Annotated in this window: 15 protein-coding genes; 4 read left to right on the top strand and 11 right to left on the bottom strand. The window is 64.3% G+C overall.

Translation table 11 applies throughout. The features are described 5' to 3' along the window. Positions 1-4 precede the first annotated feature (4 nt). The 5 genes from QZY44_RS18455 to QZY44_RS18435 form a co-directional block, all read right to left on the bottom strand. Positions 5-1,270 (bottom strand): DUF2254 domain-containing protein, encoded by a 1,266-nt coding sequence (locus QZY44_RS18455; RefSeq protein WP_295449549.1) that lies wholly within the window; start codon positions 1,268-1,270, stop codon positions 5-7. A gap of 21 nt (positions 1,271-1,291) precedes the next feature. Beyond that, a complete protein-coding gene (locus QZY44_RS18450) occupies positions 1,292-2,677 on the bottom strand; it encodes a DUF2252 domain-containing protein (protein WP_295449546.1) in 1,386 nt (461 codons plus the stop codon). 193 nt (positions 2,678-2,870) lie between these two features. Then, the gene (locus QZY44_RS18445) at positions 2,871-4,481 is read right to left on the bottom strand and encodes an arylsulfatase (protein ID WP_295449543.1); all 1,611 of its coding nucleotides are present in this window, start codon (positions 4,479-4,481) and stop codon (positions 2,871-2,873) included. A gap of 231 nt (positions 4,482-4,712) precedes the next feature. Next, on the bottom strand, positions 4,713-5,576 hold the full coding sequence (locus tag QZY44_RS18440) for a transporter (protein ID WP_295449540.1): 864 nt from the start codon (positions 5,574-5,576) through the stop codon (positions 4,713-4,715). A 66-nt stretch (positions 5,577-5,642) separates the two neighbouring features. Then, positions 5,643-6,440, bottom strand: a complete 798-nt coding sequence (locus QZY44_RS18435) for a hypothetical protein (RefSeq protein ID WP_295449537.1) — start codon at positions 6,438-6,440, stop codon at positions 5,643-5,645. Positions 6,441-6,975: 535 nt separating this feature from the next. Here QZY44_RS18435 and QZY44_RS18430 point away from each other — a divergent pair. Then, the gene (locus QZY44_RS18430; RefSeq protein WP_295449534.1) at positions 6,976-9,681 is read left to right on the top strand and encodes a LuxR C-terminal-related transcriptional regulator; all 2,706 of its coding nucleotides are present in this window, start codon (positions 6,976-6,978) and stop codon (positions 9,679-9,681) included. Here the strand turns inward: QZY44_RS18430 and aroE are convergent. Together aroE and hemB are read right to left on the bottom strand one after the other, a co-directional pair. Beyond that, positions 9,678-10,499: a shikimate dehydrogenase gene (gene aroE / locus QZY44_RS18425; RefSeq protein WP_295449532.1), complete on the bottom strand. Its 822-nt coding sequence runs from the start codon at positions 10,497-10,499 to the stop codon at positions 9,678-9,680. The genes QZY44_RS18430 and aroE overlap by 4 nt on opposite strands. An 8-nt stretch (positions 10,500-10,507) precedes the next feature. Then, a complete protein-coding gene (hemB, locus tag QZY44_RS18420) occupies positions 10,508-11,524 on the bottom strand; it encodes a porphobilinogen synthase (RefSeq protein ID WP_295449529.1) in 1,017 nt (338 codons plus the stop codon). A gap of 215 nt (positions 11,525-11,739) precedes the next feature. Between hemB and QZY44_RS18415 the strand changes: the two genes are divergently transcribed. Further along, a complete protein-coding gene (locus tag QZY44_RS18415) occupies positions 11,740-12,294 on the top strand; it encodes a Crp/Fnr family transcriptional regulator (RefSeq protein WP_295449526.1) in 555 nt (184 codons plus the stop codon). 100 nt (positions 12,295-12,394) lie between these two features. Here QZY44_RS18415 and QZY44_RS18410 read toward each other — a convergent pair whose 3' ends face one another. From QZY44_RS18410 to QZY44_RS18395, 4 genes are all read right to left on the bottom strand, one after another. Then, positions 12,395-12,892, bottom strand: coding sequence for a PH domain-containing protein (locus QZY44_RS18410; RefSeq protein WP_295449524.1), 498 nt, complete (start codon positions 12,890-12,892; stop codon positions 12,395-12,397). Between the two features lie 144 nt (positions 12,893-13,036). After that, positions 13,037-14,050 (bottom strand): class 1 fructose-bisphosphatase, encoded by a 1,014-nt coding sequence (locus QZY44_RS18405; protein ID WP_295449522.1) that lies wholly within the window; start codon positions 14,048-14,050, stop codon positions 13,037-13,039. A gap of 80 nt (positions 14,051-14,130) precedes the next feature. Further along, positions 14,131-14,400 carry a DUF6489 family protein gene (locus tag QZY44_RS18400; protein ID WP_295449519.1) on the bottom strand — a complete coding sequence of 90 codons (270 nt, stop codon included), beginning with the start codon at positions 14,398-14,400 and terminating at the stop codon, positions 14,131-14,133. Positions 14,401-14,573: 173 nt separating this feature from the next. Further along, positions 14,574-15,035 carry a hypothetical protein gene (locus QZY44_RS18395; protein ID WP_295449515.1) on the bottom strand — a complete coding sequence of 154 codons (462 nt, stop codon included), beginning with the start codon at positions 15,033-15,035 and terminating at the stop codon, positions 14,574-14,576. A 188-nt stretch (positions 15,036-15,223) separates the two neighbouring features. On the opposite strand from QZY44_RS18395, the gene QZY44_RS18390 reads away from it, so the two are divergent. Further along, the gene (locus QZY44_RS18390) at positions 15,224-16,063 is read left to right on the top strand and encodes a metallophosphoesterase family protein (protein ID WP_295449512.1); all 840 of its coding nucleotides are present in this window, start codon (positions 15,224-15,226) and stop codon (positions 16,061-16,063) included. A 5-nt stretch (positions 16,064-16,068) separates the two neighbouring features. Beyond that, complete coding sequence (locus QZY44_RS18385) at positions 16,069-17,331, top strand: nucleoside transporter C-terminal domain-containing protein (protein ID WP_295449509.1); 1,263 nt, start codon at positions 16,069-16,071, stop codon at positions 17,329-17,331. Positions 17,332-17,369 lie beyond the last annotated feature (38 nt).

Raw genomic sequence — 17,369 nt, 5'->3', positions numbered from 1 at the left:
AAACTCAGGTCGCGCCGCCCACGCCCAGCGAATCCGCCAAGCCCGCGCGAACACGGTCTCCAGGGTCGCGGAACGCGTGCTCCACGCCACGGTCGAGCTGCTCAAGCTCAGTGCGCAGAAGGGCCGCTCGCTGCGGTGGCACCGTATCGATCAGGTTCTCCAACATGGCACGGAGGCGGCGGACGACTTGGATGTTATTCCCGCTGAAGAGTCTGATCTCGGTGATCGCCAAGGCGACGAAATCCTCCCAATCCGGCGTGCGATACAGGAGCCGCAACCGTCCGACATCGTCATGCATCCGCCCCGTATCCAACTGCCGCTCGCCAACCGCCCGCAGCAGGCGATGGACCTGATCGAGGGCCAACACCGCCGTGGTCGGATCGTTGATGGCGGAGGAAAGCGCCTTGGCGGCGATGTCGACGATAATACGGAACGCAAATCCCGGGTCTTGCTCCACCGTACGCTCCGATCCGATGGCAACGGACTGATCCAACAGGTGATCGGCAAGCGCCGCGCCACCACCGTGCAACCGGAACAGCGGATCCCCGCTGGTCACGAACGCCCCAACCTGTGGAACGAATTCGATCAGGCAGTCGGCGCGCCGGGCCAACTCCACCAGTCCGGCCACGTCGAACGCCAGCACGACGCCAGTGCGGCCGGACTGGACAGTGCGCGAACCGCCTCCTTCCGGCACCGGCGCGAACTTTGGCGGCGCTTCCTGCGTGGCCACCACCGTCAGCGGATAGACCTCGCGAATCACCGCTTGCCCCGTGTTGCCCACGCAGGTGAGAACGCTGATGGGCCGCAGCGACTTGCCCACGTCGTGGATCAGGTAGAGGAAGACACCGATACACCCGGCACTGCTGTATGAGCTGACCCACACCGCTATCTGCGGGACCGAGTCCCCGATTTGGCTGAGCGCCTCCAGCGTAAAGGCGAATGCAAATACGAAGACGGTCAGGGAAAAGCGGAGAATACCGCTGTGAAAGAAGGTGGCGATGATCCGTGGCGTGAGCTGGGCGCTGGCCAGTTGTACGGTCACCAGCATGATCGAAAAGACAAATACAATGAAGGTGAGCATGGACGACGCCAGCGCCGCCAGCAGGGCGCGCGCGGTCTCGGCGCCGATGACAGCCTTCACGCCCAGGATCCCGTCAAGGCGACCCACGAGCGGATGCGCGAGCAACACCAGTACAATCACGACCACCGGCGCAAGCCAGATGGAATCCCTGAGGAACCGGCTGATGCGGTAACGCTGCTGCCACGTCATGTCGTCGCCTCTCGTCGTTGACTAAACCAAGAACTCCAAATCGGCCGCCTTGGCCGGCGCTGTCGACAGGCGCCCGGAACGAATGGCCGCCTGAAACAACTCAAAGTCTCGTTCCGCCTGATCGGCGTAGGCTTGCGAGTAGTGCGCCAAGGCGTCGTCGAACCGTCCGCTCGATCCCAAATATCCGGCAATCATGGCGGCATCGCCGGTCTTTGCGTGGGCATGCGCCAGGGTCCAGCCGCACAGGGTGGCGTATCCGACCAGCGTGCCGGCCTTGAACGTTTCCACATCCGCGGAGACCTTCATATCGCGGAACTGACGCACGTAGTAATCGTGCCCCTGTGTGCTGCTCCAGCCGAGAAAGACGTCGCTGGCGGCCTGCATCAGGCGCTGGCCTTCCACCACCCGGTGACCCTGGTTCTCATAGCGACTCTGGCCGCGCGGCGATTCCAGTACTGACCGGCGCGCTTCCTTGAATTGCAGCAAGAGTGGATCATCGTGATCGGCCAGTAACAGGGACAGATAACAACGCGTCCCCACGCTGCCCACTCCGACGACTTTCACTGCACTGTCCTGGTAACGATAGCACTCGTACAAACGCCGGTGATCCGGGCTCAGTGTTTGCCTGTATTGAGCGACAAAGGCCTCCCGTTGTTGTTCGAAATCGTGAGTGAAACGCTGGAGATGGTACAGCGCCGGGGGATTGTCCTTGATCTGTTGCCGCCCGTCCACCACCGCCGTGAGTTTGGGAACTGCCCGTTCGGCGGTTTGTGAGTGGGACTGCTTGTACTTCTTCAACAATCGTACCGACATATCCCGATCGTGGCGGAAGTGCTCTTGAATGGCATCGACGGTGACCTGTGCATACCAGGTGTCGAGCACCTTCATCTGCGCAAACTGAGCCATCCGTTCCCGATAGGCCGAGCCCGCTGCCCGAACTGCCTCAATCGCCGTGCCCTTGGAAAATCGGCGGTCCCTGGCCGCCAGGATCAGGCTGGCTCCCAGCCGCTTCAGGTCCCATTCCCAGGGGCCGGGGTAGGTCTCATCGAAGTCGTTGATGTCGAAAACGAGCTTTCGTTCTGGCGAGGCGAAGCCGCCGAAATTCAGTAGGTGACAATCGCCGCACGCCTGAACGGTGATCCCCGAAACATTGGCTTGCGCGAGGTCCCGCGCCTGGATGACGGCCGCGCCGCGGAAAAACGTGAAAGGCGAGACGGACATCCTCTGATACTTGAGCGGGATAAGACCGACAATGCGATCAGCGTCCGATTCTTCAAGAAGCTTGATGATGTCTTTCGACTTGGCACGCGGCTTCCACTCGCCCTGCGCAACGCGTGAGCAATTCTTGCGAAGCGCCTTACCCTGCGCCCGCCGTTCAATCCTGGATGCTGTGCCGTCGCATTTCATGCTTGAGTCTCCCCTCAGACTATCTGACAATCGGCGGGGCACTTCCGGCGAAGCACCCCGCCGCATCCGTGTTACTGCGATCCTGCGTCTTCCTGCATCTTCCGCAGAACCGCATCCAGGTTGAAGCGCTGCTCGCGGTCATGAAGCCGTGGGCTGACCACTCGGCCAGCCCGTGGGTTTCACTCGCGCGGCATCAATTGCTGCCTTTACTGGATGCAGTCACCGCTTCCATCACACGATCAAGGCTGAAGCTGCCTGGCTTCATGCGCGGCGGGAATTCGCGGAAGCTCTGCAACCATTGCCCGACATAGGCGCCGGCGGGTGCGAGCACGAACATACGTGAAGCGGCCCATTGCGGGTGACCAGTGGATTCATCCGCGGCGCGCTCGAACGGGTCCATACGCAGATTGGTCAGCATCGGCCAGCGTAGTTCCTCAAATGGAGTCTCCCAAACCTTGATGCCGACGGAGTTCTGTCGCAGGAAGGAGATCTTCCAGTTGTTGTAGCGCAGTGCCGCGACGCTGCCGCCGTCGGTCCAGTAGAGGAACTCGTGACGGGGCGATTCTTTCACATCGCCTTTCAGGAAGGGCATGAGGTTGTAGCCGTCAAGGTGGACCTTGTAGGTCATGTCACCGATCGTCTTGCCCTTGAGCAGGTCCTCTTTGACCGTGGGGTCTCCGGCCGCCGCGAGCAGGGTCGGAATCATGTCTTCATGGGCGCCCAGGTCGTTGACGATGGTGCCAGGCTTGATCACCCCGGGCCAGCGGATCAGGGTGGGGACGCGGAAGCCACCTTCCCATTGGGTATTCTTCTCGCCACGGAACATGGTCGTGCCGCCATCGGGCCAGTTGAAGAACTCAGCGCCGTTGTCGGTGGAATACATGACGATGGTGTTGTCTTCGATACCGAGCTTCTTGACCTCAGCGAGTAACTGGCCGACCTGCCCGTCGTGCTCGACCATGCCGTCGGCATAGACCCCAAGACCGGTCTTGCCCTCGCTGTCCTTCTTGAGGTGCGTGAAGACGTGCATGCGGGAAGAGTTCCACCAAATGAAGAACGGCTCACCTGCTTTCACCGCCTTATCCATGAACTTGAGCGCTGAAGCGGTGACCTCTTCGTCGACCGTTTCCATGCGCTTCTTGGTCAGCGGACCGGTGTCCTCGCAGACCTGTTTACCAACCCTGCCGAAACGCGGGTCATCAGTGGGGTCGTCCTTGTCCGACGCGACGCAGTGCAGGACGCCACGCGGGCCGAACTTCGCCTTGAAGCCGGGAAGCTTTGCCTCCGTCGGGTAATCCACGTTTTCCGGCTCCTCTTCCGCATTCAAATGATAGAGGTTGCCAAACCACTCATCGAACCCATGCACCGTGGGCAGCATGTCGTTGCGGTCGCCAAGATGATTCTTGCCGAACTGTCCGGTCTTGTAGCCGAGCGGCTTGAGCAACTCGGCCACGGTCGGGTCGGCCTTGGTCAAGCCTTCCTTTGCGCCGGGTAGCCCGACCTTGGTGAGTCCGGTGCGGATGGGCGACTGCCCGGTGACGAAGGCCGCGCGTCCAGCGGTGCAGCTTTGCTGGCCGTACCAGTCGGTGAAAACCGCGCCGTCTTTGGCGATGCTGTCGATGTTGGGCGTCTGGTAGCCCATCATGCCCATGTTGTAGGCGCTGATATTGAACTGGCCGATGTCATCTCCCCAGATGACGAGGATGTTGGGTTGCTTGGCCGGCGCCGCCTGCGTCGGCATCGCCGTCCCAAGCAGCGCCGCGCAAGCAACTGCCAGGGCAGGTAAACAGTCATTTCGCTTCATCGATTTTCTCCATCGTCTATTAACGCGGTTGACGGGACATAGATCATCAAGAGGTGGCAGGTGGTCACTGTCAAATGGCTTCAGACCCACCACCTGCCAGGTGGCCATATTCCCCGGGTGGGAAAGCATCGGACAGCAGGCGATGCGTGCGGCCGGTGAGCAAACCTGTTTGCATTGCCTGGATCGGTCTTGGGATCAACACCTGGCGTCCCGGACCCTCGGTACGCCGGCTCACTTGGGGAACAGGAAGGTCACCGTGATACGCGCGCCCCAGCCGTGGGCGCCGCTGTCGGGACCATCCGCCCAGTAACGCGCCCCTGCCTGTAATTGCAGGCGCTGCTGCCCGACCTTGAGCAGTTGGGAGACCATGAGATTGATCGGCACCGACCATTTCCGAGTCTCCCAGTTGTAGATCGACTCAGAGTTCAGTGTAACCGAGGTGAAGCCCTTCGTCGTGTAGGTCAGGAACGGCTGCAGAAAGGTGTTGCTGATATTCACGTTGCCGGCCCCGCCGACCGACCAGATATGGTTTGCCAGCGCACCGTAGGTCCATCCATGCGCCTGTTTCAGGAGTACCCCGGTGGGGCCCAGGCCCCACTTGTTGGCGCCGAGCAGCCTGTCGCTCGCGGTGGGCAGGTAAACTACCGGTCCGGCGCCCCAGATCCATCCGCCGGCCGTTGGCCGCTTCGGCGAGAAGAAAAAGCTCTGCGTGATATCGCCAATGCCGGACTGACTGCCGGTGCCGGGAGCGATCTGCGTTTGCCAGACCACGGGCAGGATCGTGCGCGAGATCAGGTTCCAGTCATCGTTGAGCGAAAACGGGGTGACGGGCTGTACGTTCACATAATTCTTGCGCCCGGCTTGCTGCGGCCCGATTTGTTGGTCGTAATTGTACTGCAAGGGTACACTCACCATTGCCGCCACCGGATTCTGGGCCGCCAGGGCAATTTCTTCTTCGCTTTTCTGGGCACAGACCTCGGTACTCAAGGTGACCAGCGCGGCGAGCCAGGCCGCGACTATAAGGTATAGTTTGTGTGAGGCGGCATCCGTCGTATTACGCATTGTTTTGCTCCTGATGACCAAGGGCAGCCCCAAGTCGCTTACCCTGGTCCGAGTCTGGTCGCCGCGGCACTGAGGGCTTCGGTGATCTGGACACATGAGTTAAAAGGAGAACGCGAGACCGACGTAGGGTCCGGTGACGAAGAGGGCGTTGAGTGCCCCTCCACCCTTGAAATCCCACGCGATATGCCGATAGCCCACGACCGCGTCGACACGCTCGAAGCGGTAACCCACGGCGGCGACGGCCTGCCAGGTGAACTGGCTGTCCCCGGTCCCCATATCGAAGAGGAACGGCACATACCAGCCCTTGGTTAGGTTGTAATGTCCGCTGATGCCGATGACCCCATCCCACCAGCGCTTGGTTCCAGCCAGATCGCCGGCAATCCGGCCGAGCGGCGACACCACGGCCAGATTCATGCCACCTTCGATCGACAGGTAACGCGCCCCGGCCAGGGCGCTGAGCTCGAGCTTATCCGTCTCGTAGAAACGGTACCGGACGTTCGGATTCAGAATCCAGGCCTTAAGGTCCACCCGGACGCTGGCGCTGGCAGGGATGCCTGGTCCGAGCGGAACGGTTAGGGCTCCGGAATCCTTCTCCGAGAGTTTCATGTAAATGATGTCGGCGTCAAATCGCCACTTGCCCTTCGACGCGGCGAAGGCCCCCATGAAGGCCATATCGAGGTCGTCGAGTATCCGGTCAAAACCGATCCAGGCAGCCCCGCCGCGTTGAGGGTCGGCGCCAATACCGGCCGCCCAACCGTATGGCATGACATCGAAGCGCCAGTCGTCCGGTCCTTTGACGTCGGCCGCCAAGGCCGCAGACGATGAGGAGGTGAGCAGTATTGCGGCGAGTAGGGCGTAAGGAAGAAGGCTGGTCGGGGGATAAAATTGCATGGCCATGGCAGACTCTCTGGGGTCAGGGTGTTCGCATTCGGCGGGTGGTGAGATATCCTTGCGAGTCGCCTTTCACAGGAAGGCCGCTGACTCCCCATGGCACAAAGGTTCTGAGTGTCGGCAGCATCACTGATGTCTGTATGGGCCTCAATCCGACGCCTGGCGGAGACCACGTCGAGCCGGACCGCCCGGATTCCTCCACTCGCCCTTGGGCAACGCTCAAACCATTGAGGACCGGTGGACACTGCGGATTTAATAGCTTACAGGGTTTCCAGTGGACCGCCATCCCCTAAAATAAGGTACTCTGACTGGGCCCCTGGGGATCAGGAGGCCCTGTGAGGCGAAGGGGATATCTGTCTGTTGGGTTTCGGTCTACTCGCGACGCTCGAGCGCTGTCGGCCCGGACTTGGGGGGCGGAGTCGCGGACCGCAGCGAGGCCCCGGCTCCTGAAGGCCGCGAAATACCCTGATAAATGGCTGTCTGACCGGACAGAGACGTGATTCATCCGCTGGGACCTGGACCACTAGTGAATTCCCCGATTGTGCTTCGAACCAAGCTGTACCCGCCTGAAGTGGGCGGTGATCTGATCGCCCGACCGCGCGTGCGCGCGTTGCTTGGCGGCGAAGCGCAAGCGCCTCTGACATTGGTGGTGGCGCCCGCCGGTTACGGCAAGAGCCTGGCGGTCGCCCGCTGGTCCTCTTCGCTGCGAATCCCAGTGGCCTGGCTGTCGCTGGACGTCACCGATACAGAACTGGCGGAATTTCTGCGCTATCTGGTCGCCGCGGTGCGATCACTGCACCCCGAGTCCTGTGCCGGGACCGCTGCATTACTCAATGCGCCGACCCTTGCCCCGCTGCCGGTCGTGAGCGCCACGCTGGCGAACGATCTGGACCTCATCAATGCGCCGTTTCTGCTCGTCTTGGACGACTATCACCGCGTCGGTGCCGACTCCGCTGTCCACACCGTCATCGAGTGTCTGCTCAGCCACCCACCGCGCGCCCTGCATCTGGTCATCGTGACCCGCAGCGAGCCGCCGTTGAATCTTGTACGACTGCGCGCCTGTGGCCGCCTGACCGACGTGGTGGAACACGACCTGCGGTTTACCGATCTGGAGGCCGCCGCGCTGCTTGAACAGATCACCGGCTGTAGCGTTGATGACGACACGCTGCGCGGGTTGCAAGACAGGCTGGAAGGCTGGGCCGTGGGCCTGCGGCTGGTGGCTTTGGCCACGCACGGTATCGAGGACTTGCGGCGCCTGCCGGGCAAACTACGGGCCGGCGTCGCGTCCGTGCGCGAGTATCTGGTTCAGGAGGTCATCGCTGTTCAGCCGGTCGCGCTGCGGGATTGGATACTCAAGACCTCGATCCTGGATCGTTTCTGCGCCGGACTTTGCACGGCGGTCTGCGCCCCCGAGCCCGGGACTGAGTCCGCTGCCCTGACTGGCCACGACTTCCTGCAACGGTTGTGCCGGTCAAATCTCTTTGTCGTGTCGCTGGACGACCAGGGTCAATGGTTTCGCTTTCATCATCTGTTTCAGCAGGAGGTCCAAGCGCAACTGCGGCATCGCCTGGGGCGGGATGCGATCACGGCGCTGCACCGCCGTGCCAGTGCCTGGTTTGCCGACGCCGGGCTGATCGACGAGGCCATCCAACAGGCGCTCGCCAGTGGCGATGAACTGGGCGCCGCACGGCTCGTGGAGGCGCATCGGTGCGCTGAAATTCAGACGGTTCCCTGGTATCTCTCGGCGAAATGGTTGGCACACTTGCCTGAGCGCCTGAAACAAGAGCGCCCCGGGCTACTGATGGCGCAGGCCTGGCTGCTGTTCGGACAGCACCGACCAGCCGATAGTCCCCCCAAGATCGAGGCCTTGCGGGCGCTGGGCGCAGTGGGTGAGACCGACCCCCTGCTCCCCGGGGAGATCGACTTCTTTCGCGGTTTGGCGTGCTACTACGAGGTCGAGAGCGGCCGCAGTCGGGAGTCCTTCGCGCAAGCCCTGGCGCGGCTACCCGAATCGTCTGGGATGATGCGCAGCACGGCGTATCTGTATTACGCCGGTTCGCTGCAGAAGGCCGGACAGGCGGATTCGGCCGTACGTCTGTTGCGGGGTCTGACACGACCCACGAGTGACGGCATGAGTCCCACGATATCTCATGAGCAGATGGGTTTGATCGCGGTCCATCTATTCGAGGCAGACCTGGGTGGGGCGCAACGTGAAGTCGAACTTGCCGACGGCTTACCTCTCTACAGCGGCGCGGCGATCACACAAGGGCTCTTTGCGTACCTGGCCGCCAGTGTCTGTTTCCATCGCAACGCATTCGCGCCGGCGCTGCGGCGCCTGCAACCGAACCTGGACAACCGGTTCCTACTGTATCGGCGTACGGCGATCGATAGTCTCGCGATGTTCGCGCTGGCCTCGCAGGCGCTGGGTGACAGCGCGGCGGCCACCGCGACCATCGCCATGCTGGAGCAACTGGCCACGCATAACGGTGACCGTGAGTCCTATGCCGTGAGTCGATCCTGCGCGGCCCGCATCGCACTGATGTCAGGCGATCTGGGGCGTGCTATCGAGGCAATGCAAACCGACGATGAAACGGCCAGCCCTGCCTATATGATGTTCTGGTCCGAGATCCCGCGCCTGACCAAATGCCGGGTGCAGATCGCCGCGGGCACGGCCGCGAGTATCGCGTCCACGTTGCCCAGGCTCCAGCAATACGAGCGAGAAAACCGCAAGGTGCACGACAAGCTGCAACTCATCGAGGTTCTCGCACTCAAAGCGCTGGCGTTGCAAGGGCTAGCCAGGACCAAGGAGGCCCTGGCCGCGCTACGCGAAGCGGTGATACTCGCAGAACCCGGCGGCGTGACCCGCCCAATCGTCGAGCTGGGCCTCCCCGTGGTCTCGTTGCTGGAGCAGCTGGAACCAGGCACCTATGACGCATCATTCATTTCCAGGGTGCTGGCCGCGTTAGACGAGCGCCAAGCCTCTGCTTCAGCGTGGTCACCGCCTTTCCTCGGCATGCCGCCGCCCTGCGGGGACCCAGCGGGTCTCGACACGGCCCTGACCCGACGTGAAAGCGAGATTCTCGCGCTCTTGAGGACGCGGCTGTCCGACAAGGAAATTGCTCATCGGTTAACTATCTCCCCGAGCACGGTCAACACCCACCTGAAGCGCATCTACCGCAAACTCGGGGTCAGCACCCGTCGTCAGGCCGTGGCCGGACGGCCGAGCGCTGCCCTCTCGCGGTCCTAGCCGCCGTGCCGGAGCCACGCAATGACCGGCGCGGTCTGCGGGGCCGTCCCGCGCCACAGTCTGAATGACTCCGCCGCCTGCTCCACCAGCATCCCGAGCCCATCGATCGCCTGTCCGGCCCCATGGGCCAGGCCCCAGCGGCAGAAGGGCGTGGGCTCGTCGGCGTAGAACATGTCATAGGTCCAGGCCCCCGGTGCGAGGCAGTCGGGCGGGATCTGCGCGACCTTCCCCGCGAGTCCAGCGGAGGTCGCGTTGATGATCAGATCGAATTGCCGACCCTCCAGGTCGGTGAGACCGCAGCCGCGCACCGTTCCCGGGTCGCCCAGGGCCTCGGCCAGGGTGATGGCCCGCGCGGCGGTGCGGTTGGCGATCAGCAGGTCCTTCAGTCCGGTCTCCAGCAAAGGTCGCAGGACGCCCCGGACCGCCCCGCCGGCACCCAGCAGCAGCACCCGCCGCCCGGCGAAGTCGAACCCGTGGTTGTCCCGCAGGTCCCTGATCAGGCCAACCCCGTCGGTATTGTCCCCGCGCAGCCGACCGTCGGGGAGCGGGATCAGGGTATTGACGGCCCCGGCGCTCTCGGCCCCGGGGCTGCGCTCATCCACCAGCAGCCATGCCGCTTCCTTGAATGGCACAGTCACATTGAGGCCCCGACCGCCCGCCTCGAAGAAGCGCCGGACCGTGCCGTCGAAGTCCTCCGGGTCACCCAGTATCCGGCCATACTCCAGGTTCTGAGCGGTCTGGCGGGCAAATGCGGCATGGATCAGCGGGGACTTGCTGTGTGCAATTGGGTTGCCGATGACGGCGTAACGCTCCGGCATGGGTCAACTCACTCGCCCAACCAGCGGGCGACGTCCTTGGCGTAGTAGGTCAGGACGCCGTCGGCCCCGGCACGCTTGAAGCCGAGCAGTGACTCCAGCACCACCGCGCGCTCGTCGAGCCAGCCGTTCTGGCTCGCTGCCTTGAGCATGGCGTACTCCCCGCTCACCTGGTAAACGAAGGTGGGCACGCCGAACTGGTCCTTGACCCGCCGCACGATGTCCAGATAGGGCATCCCGGGCTTGATCATCACCATGTCGGCACCCTCGGCCAGATCCAGCCCGACCTCGTGCAGGGCCTCGTTGGTGTTGGCCGGGTCCATCTGGTAGCTGTACTTGTTGCCACCCTTGAGGTTCGCTGCTGAGCCCACTGCGTCGCGGAAGGGGCCGTAGAAGGCGGAGGCGTACTTGGCCGAATAGGCCAGGATGCGGGTATGGATGTGGCCCTCTGCCTCCAAGGCGGTGCGCACGGCGCCGATGCGCCCGTCCATCATGTCGGAGGGGGCGACGACATCGGCCCCGGCCTGCGCGTGGGAGACCGCCTGGCGGACCAGTACATCGACCGTGGCGTCGTTGAGCACATAGCCGGACTCGTCGATCAGACCGTCCTGCCCGTGCGTGGTGAAGGGGTCCAGGGCGACGTCGGTGATCACTCCCAGGTCGGGCAGGGCGTCTTTGAGCGCGCGCACGGCGCGCTGGGCCAGGCCGTCCGGGTTGAAGGCCTCGCGGGCGTCCTCGGACTTGGCCGAGGCCGGGGTGACCGGGAACAGGGCCATGGCCGGGACCCCCAGCGCGGTGATCGTGCGCGCCTCCTCCTCCACCAGCAGGTCGATGCTCAGGCGCGTCACGCCGGGCATGGAGGCCACCGCTTCACGCTGACCCGAGCCCTCGAGCACGAACACCGGATAGATCAGGTCGTCCGGGGTCAGGATGGTCTCGCGCATCAAACGGCGCGAGAAGGCGTCGCGGCGCATCCGACGCATACGGGTCAAGGGGTAGGCGGCGCGCGCCGTGTCGTACAGGGACATGATCGAACCTCAGCTGATAGGGTAATGGTTCGCCGGTGGAGCGCCCCGGCAGGCGGGGCGACTACCATAGCCCAGAGCAGCCGATGGGTCCAAGTCGGTTCGCAAGCGCGTGCGCGGGGGCGCCAGTCGGCGTCGTCCCAACCTGCTAGACTTTGGCCGGTTAGTCCACCGATCCTGTTGCTTGCATCCAACATCAGCCGCCCGATCATGCACCCATGAACGCGAATCCCACCCCGGGCGCGCCGCCCGAGTCACTCCCGAACACCGCCGACGAGCTGGCGCTGCTGCGTGACATGCCGATCTTCGGCGCCGTTCCGGATCGCGCGCTGTGCTATCTCAACGAGCGGGCCACCCGGGTGGCGGTGCCGGCCGGGGACTGGTTCTTCCGCCAAGGCGCGCAGGGCGACACCATGTACGTCCTGCGCTCGGGGCGGGTGGAGGTCCACCGCGCCTGGGGGGAGCGGGTCGAGGTCATCGGGCGGCTGGGCCCGGGGGACTGCTTCGGTGAGATGGCCCTGATCGATCTGTATCCGCGTAGCGCCAGCGTGATGGCGGCCCAGGACTGCTGCGCCCTGGGGCTCAGCAATGCACTGCTCTACCAGCTCTATGCGGCCGACCCCGAGCCCTTCACCCTGATCATGATGAACCTGGCGCGCGAGTTGAGCCGCCGCCTGCGGCGCACCGAGTCCATGTTGGCTTTCCGCTACGGACCCGAACCGCGCCCGGAGCGGCGCGGCCCGGCGGGGCCTTATGAGATTAATTTTGTCTGAGTCGGAGTCCCGTCGGGCGCGATCCAGGCCTCCGGACTCGCGACCCGGCTGCGCATGGCTGCGCTGTCGTAGCCGAGGGACGAACAGATGCCGAGATCGATCACGTCGCCGCGGGGGTGGTCGCCTGGCCCGGTATCAGGCTGAGGATACGCTCAGGGCAGGGCAGCCCGCGCACGACCAGTGCGGGCTTGTCACTGTCCGTGTAGACGCTGATATCCCCCACGTCCAGCAGGCGCTGCAGCCGCGTCTGGTGGACCCGCAGGTCACGCACGTCCTCCCGATCCATGGTGACCACTTGTCGGTTCATGAATCCCTGCCTCCAGCTCAACCCCTCCTCGGTGACCAGGATGACCTCGAAGCGCGCGGGGGCGTACCACACATAGAGCCGCGCGGCGCCGAGGAAGAAGAGGAGTATCCCGATGGACTGAACGGTGTCCGGGTGCATGCCTCCGGTGAGTCCCTCCAGGACCCCGGGCGCGGCCACCCGGCCGGCCCCGACGAACAGCAGTCCGGCAAACATGATGACGAATACGCTCAGGCTGGATAGCGGCCGCATCCGGAAGATCTGTGGATGGGCTTCGTAGAACAGGTCGGACATCGAAAACTCCCGGAATCTCAAGTCGAAAAATGACGCGGATACTATCAGCAAGCGGCGGGGGCGGGAAGTGCCGGGGGCCATGGGCCGGGCGCTCGGCGTCCGCCGGGCCGCGGCGCCCGGCCGCGACCCGCCGGCGGGGCCGCATCACCCCTCGCGATGGTAAGCGAGGATGCGCTCCACCTCGTTGCGGGAGCCCAGGATCACCGGCACCCGCTGGTGCAGTGACTGCGGTTGCAGCTCCATGATCCGCTCGGTCCCGGTGATGGAGCCGCCGCCGGCCTGCTCCACGATGAACGACATGGGATTGGCCTCGTAGAGCAGGCGCAGCTTGCCGCCCAGGTCCTTGGCCTTCATCTTGTCGTCCATGGGGTACATGAAGACCCCACCGCGCGTGAGGATGCGATGGACCTCGGCGACCATGGAGGCGATCCAGCGCATGTTGAAGTCCTCCCCGCGCGGCCCTTCCTTACCGTCCAGGCACTCCTGGACATAACGGCGCACCGGCGGCTCCCAGAAGCGCATGTTGGAGGCGTTGATGGCGAACTCCCGGGCGTCGGCCGGGATCTGCATCATGGGATGGGTGAGGATGAACTCGCCGATATTCTGGTCCAGGGTGAAGCCGTTCACCCCGTTGCCGGTGGTCAGCACCATCATCGTCGAGGGTCCGTAGATGGCGTAGCCGGCCGCCACCTGCTGGGTCCCCGCCTGGAGGAAATCGCGCTCGGTCGGGTTATGACCGCCACCGGCGCAGCGCAGGATGGAGAAGATGGTCCCCACCGAGAGGTTCACGTCGATATTGGATGAGCCGTCCAGCGGGTCGAAAGTCAACAGGTACTTGCCGCGGGGTTTGCCGGCCGGGATCGGGTAGATCTCGTCCATCTCCTCCGAGGCCATGGCCGCCAGGTGGCCGGCCCACTCGTTGGACTTGATGAAGACGTCGTTGGAGATGACGTCGAGCTTTTTCTGGGTCTCGCCCTGGATGTTTTCGCTGCCGGCACTGCCCAAGGCCCCGACCAGGGCCCCGTGGTTGACATAGTTGCTGATGACCTTGCAGGCGGTGACGATGTCGTTGAGCAGGGAGGTGAAATCACCGGTCGCCCCGGCGATATGCCGTTGCTCCTCGATGATGAATTGGGTGATGGTCGTGCCGTTATGCATGCAATGTCCTCCTCTCTAAGATTATGGTGCGGTTGGTTCGTCCGGACGCCGGATGGGCGCGGTCGGCCAATCCTTAAGGTCTATTTTTTGCCATCGCCGGTGGTTTGGTCGCCTGAGCTCTTGGGGTGCGTCATGCTACCGCCCAGGAATTTCTGGAACATGTCCCAGGAGGCCATGGTACCTGCCATATAGGGCTGGAAGAGCTTCATCGGGTCGTAGCCCTCGGCCCCGGCCATCATGCGTTCGCGGATGTCGTCCATCAGTTGCCGCTGGAACGCTTCCACGTCCGGCAGACCAAACAGCTTGCGCATCTCCTCGGGGGTGATATCGAAGTTGACCGTGATCTTCATCGGGCGCTCCTTTTAGGGTGGTGATTGATCGATAGTGATAAATGGGCAGGCGTGGGTGGCGGATGGGCCGACTCGGTGCCCACTGTGACCGACGCGGGCGATGGGCGCAAGCCGTCGCGGCCGGGGGCTCCGACGGGTACGAGCGGCCCCCTGGCCGCGACGCGCACCACGCTTCAGTGCCGGCTGGCCCGCGGGATGGGTTCCGCCCGTTCCGGTTCTTCGACGGCGATGGTTTCGCGCACGCGCCGCCCGATCAGGACACAGCCCCGCTCGAAGGCGCGGCGCGCCTCCCGGGCGTTCCAGTCCCAGTCGGAGGGGTGGGCGCTGGCCTCGAGCTGCCAGTGGCCGGTGGTCAGGATGGCGCCGATGCGCACCTCGAGCGTCCAGTCGTGCCAGACCTGGTCCGGCTTGCCGTCCTCCACGAATTCCTGCTCTACCAGCCGGACATAGTTCCCGGCGCTGTCGTCCATCGCCACGACATTGGACAGGGCGAGTGATTCGTCCACGCAGCTCGACCAGCCGGTATGCACTGCGCTGGCGCTACCCATCAGTGCGTGGATCAGCAGCGCCGGGGTGGTGGTCAGGGAGAGCGGCGTCTCCCAGTCCGGCTCGCCGCCGTCAGCTTCGTTGGTCATGAGTGCCCCTTCAGGTTATCCGGCCCCGCGTGGTGCGAGTCTGCCCAGCCCCACAGTGTAAGTGCCGGCCACCGGCTGACACAATGCGCTTGACGGTTACGGCAGCGGCCAGGTTTTCGCCCTGCGGCAAAACCCGGTATCGTGCGCACCAGCGCGTCGCTAGCCAAGAAGCTTAAGGGTACGAGTTGATGAGAGTGGTGATCTTCTCTGATGTGCAGGCCAATCTGCCGGCCATGCAGGAGGTGGTGGAGCGCATCCACCACTGGGCGCCGGACCTGGTCGTGATGGCCGGGGACCTGGTCAATCGGGGGCCTAAGAGCCTGGACTGTCTGGAGCTGTTCGACGGGCTGCGGCGCGCGCACGGCTGGCTGCCGGTGCAGGGCAACCATGAGACCTGGATCCTACGCTGCGGCCGGGAGACCCCGGCCAACGCGCTGGAGGCGGACCTGCGGCGCTTCGCCGACTGGACCTATGCCCAGGTCAAGCCACGCCTGGCGGCCCTGCTGGACTGGCCGGACCACCTCTGTTTCCATGGCGGCGCCGCGGACAGCTGGGTCCACGTCACCCACGGCACCATGGCCAACAACCGCGACGGGATCGGCGTCTCGGTCTCCGACGAGTCACTGCGCGGCAAGCTCCCGCCGGACATCGCACTCTTTGTTACCGCCCATACCCATCGGCCACTGGAGCGGGTATTCGAGGGCACACCCATCCTCAACGTCGGGTCCGCGGGCTCGCCCTTCGACGGGGACGTGCGCGGCAGCTATGCCCAGCTGGAGTGGCGGGGCGCGCGCTGGCATGCCGAGATCGTCCGCTTCAGTTACGATCGTGTACAGGCCGACCGGGACTTTTTGGACTCCGGCTTCATCGAAGAGGGCGGACCCCTGGCCCGTATACTCTACGAAGAATGGCGGCAGGCGCGGCCCCTGATGTCGCAGTGGCGACGCGATTTCGAGCCCGCCGTGCTGACCGGCGAGCGCCCAGCGGGGCCCGCGGTCAATGAGTTTCTGGCCCAGGTGGGGATCTGATCGCCATGCAATCCTCGCTGCTTCTACTGCTACAACCCATCCTCGGTCTCACCGTGATCACCGGCCTCGCCTGGGCCTTAAGTGAGGACCGCCGCGCCGTCCAGCCGCGCCTCATCATCGGCGCCCTGGCCCTGCAATTCGTCCTGGCCGCGTTGTTGCTCAAGGTGCCGGCGGCCAAGGGTATTTTCCTGGCGCTCAACGACCTGGTGCTGGTCATCCAGGAGTCGACCGAGGCGGGTACCAAACTGGTCTTCGGCTTCCTCGGCGGCGGTCCCACCCCCTTTGAACTCACCCACCCGCAGTTCAACTACGCCTTGGCCTTCCGCGCCCTGCCACTACTCATCGTCATCAGCGCACTCTCGGCACTGCTCTTCCACTGGGGCATCCTGCCGCTGGTGGTGCGCGGGTTCGCCTGGGTCCTGGGTCGTACACTGGGCACCGGTGGCCCCCTGGGGCTGTCCGCTGCCGCCAATGTATTCGTCGGTATGGTCGAGGCCCCACTCCTCATCCGGCCCTATCTCGCGGGGCTGTCGCGCAGTGCACTGTTCGGGGTCATGACCTGCGGCATGGCGGGGGTCGCCGGGACTGTCATGATTCTGTATGCCGGCATCCTGGGGCCGGTGGTCCCGGACGCCATGGGTCACATCCTGGTCGCGTCCATCATCAGCGCCCCCGCCGCCCTGCTGGTTGCCGGCGTGCTGATCCCCGAGACCCTGGAGCAGAGTGACCGCGAGCTGATTCCCATGGAGGCCGAGTTCGGGAACAGCATGGACGCCATCACCCGCGGTACCCTGGAGGCCATCCCCTTATGGCTCAACGTGATCGCCATGCTGGTGGTGATGATCGCCCTGGTGGGGATCTGCAATCATATACTCGCCGTGTTGCCGGACTGGGGCGGCGCGCCGCTCACAGCCCAGCGTGTCCTCGGCTGGGTCATGGCCCCGCTGGTCTGGTTGATCGGCATCCCCTGGTCGGAGGCCACGACGGCCGGTGCGCTCATGGGGGTCAAGACGGTCCTGAATGAATTGGTGGCCTATCTGCAACTCGCCGCCCTGCCGCCCGGGGCCTTGAGCCCGCGCAGCGCGCTCATCATGACCTATGCACTGTGCGGCTTCGCCAACCTGGGCAGCCTCGGCATCCTCATCGGCGGCATGGGGGCGATGGTCCCGCAGCGGCGCCATGAGATCGTCCAGCTTGGCATGAAATCGGTGGTGGCGGGGACCTTCGCCACGCTGATGACGGGGGCGGTGGTGGCGGTGTTGATTTGACGGGTGCCTCGTCGCGCGGCCTGGGGGCCGCTCCTGCC

The sequence above is a fragment of the uncultured Thiodictyon sp. genome, assembly GCA_903837595.1.
Classification (GTDB): domain Bacteria; phylum Pseudomonadota; class Gammaproteobacteria; order Chromatiales; family Chromatiaceae; genus Thiodictyon.
Note: the sequence above shows the minus strand (reverse complement) of the source record. Positions and strands in the feature narration are given on the sequence as shown.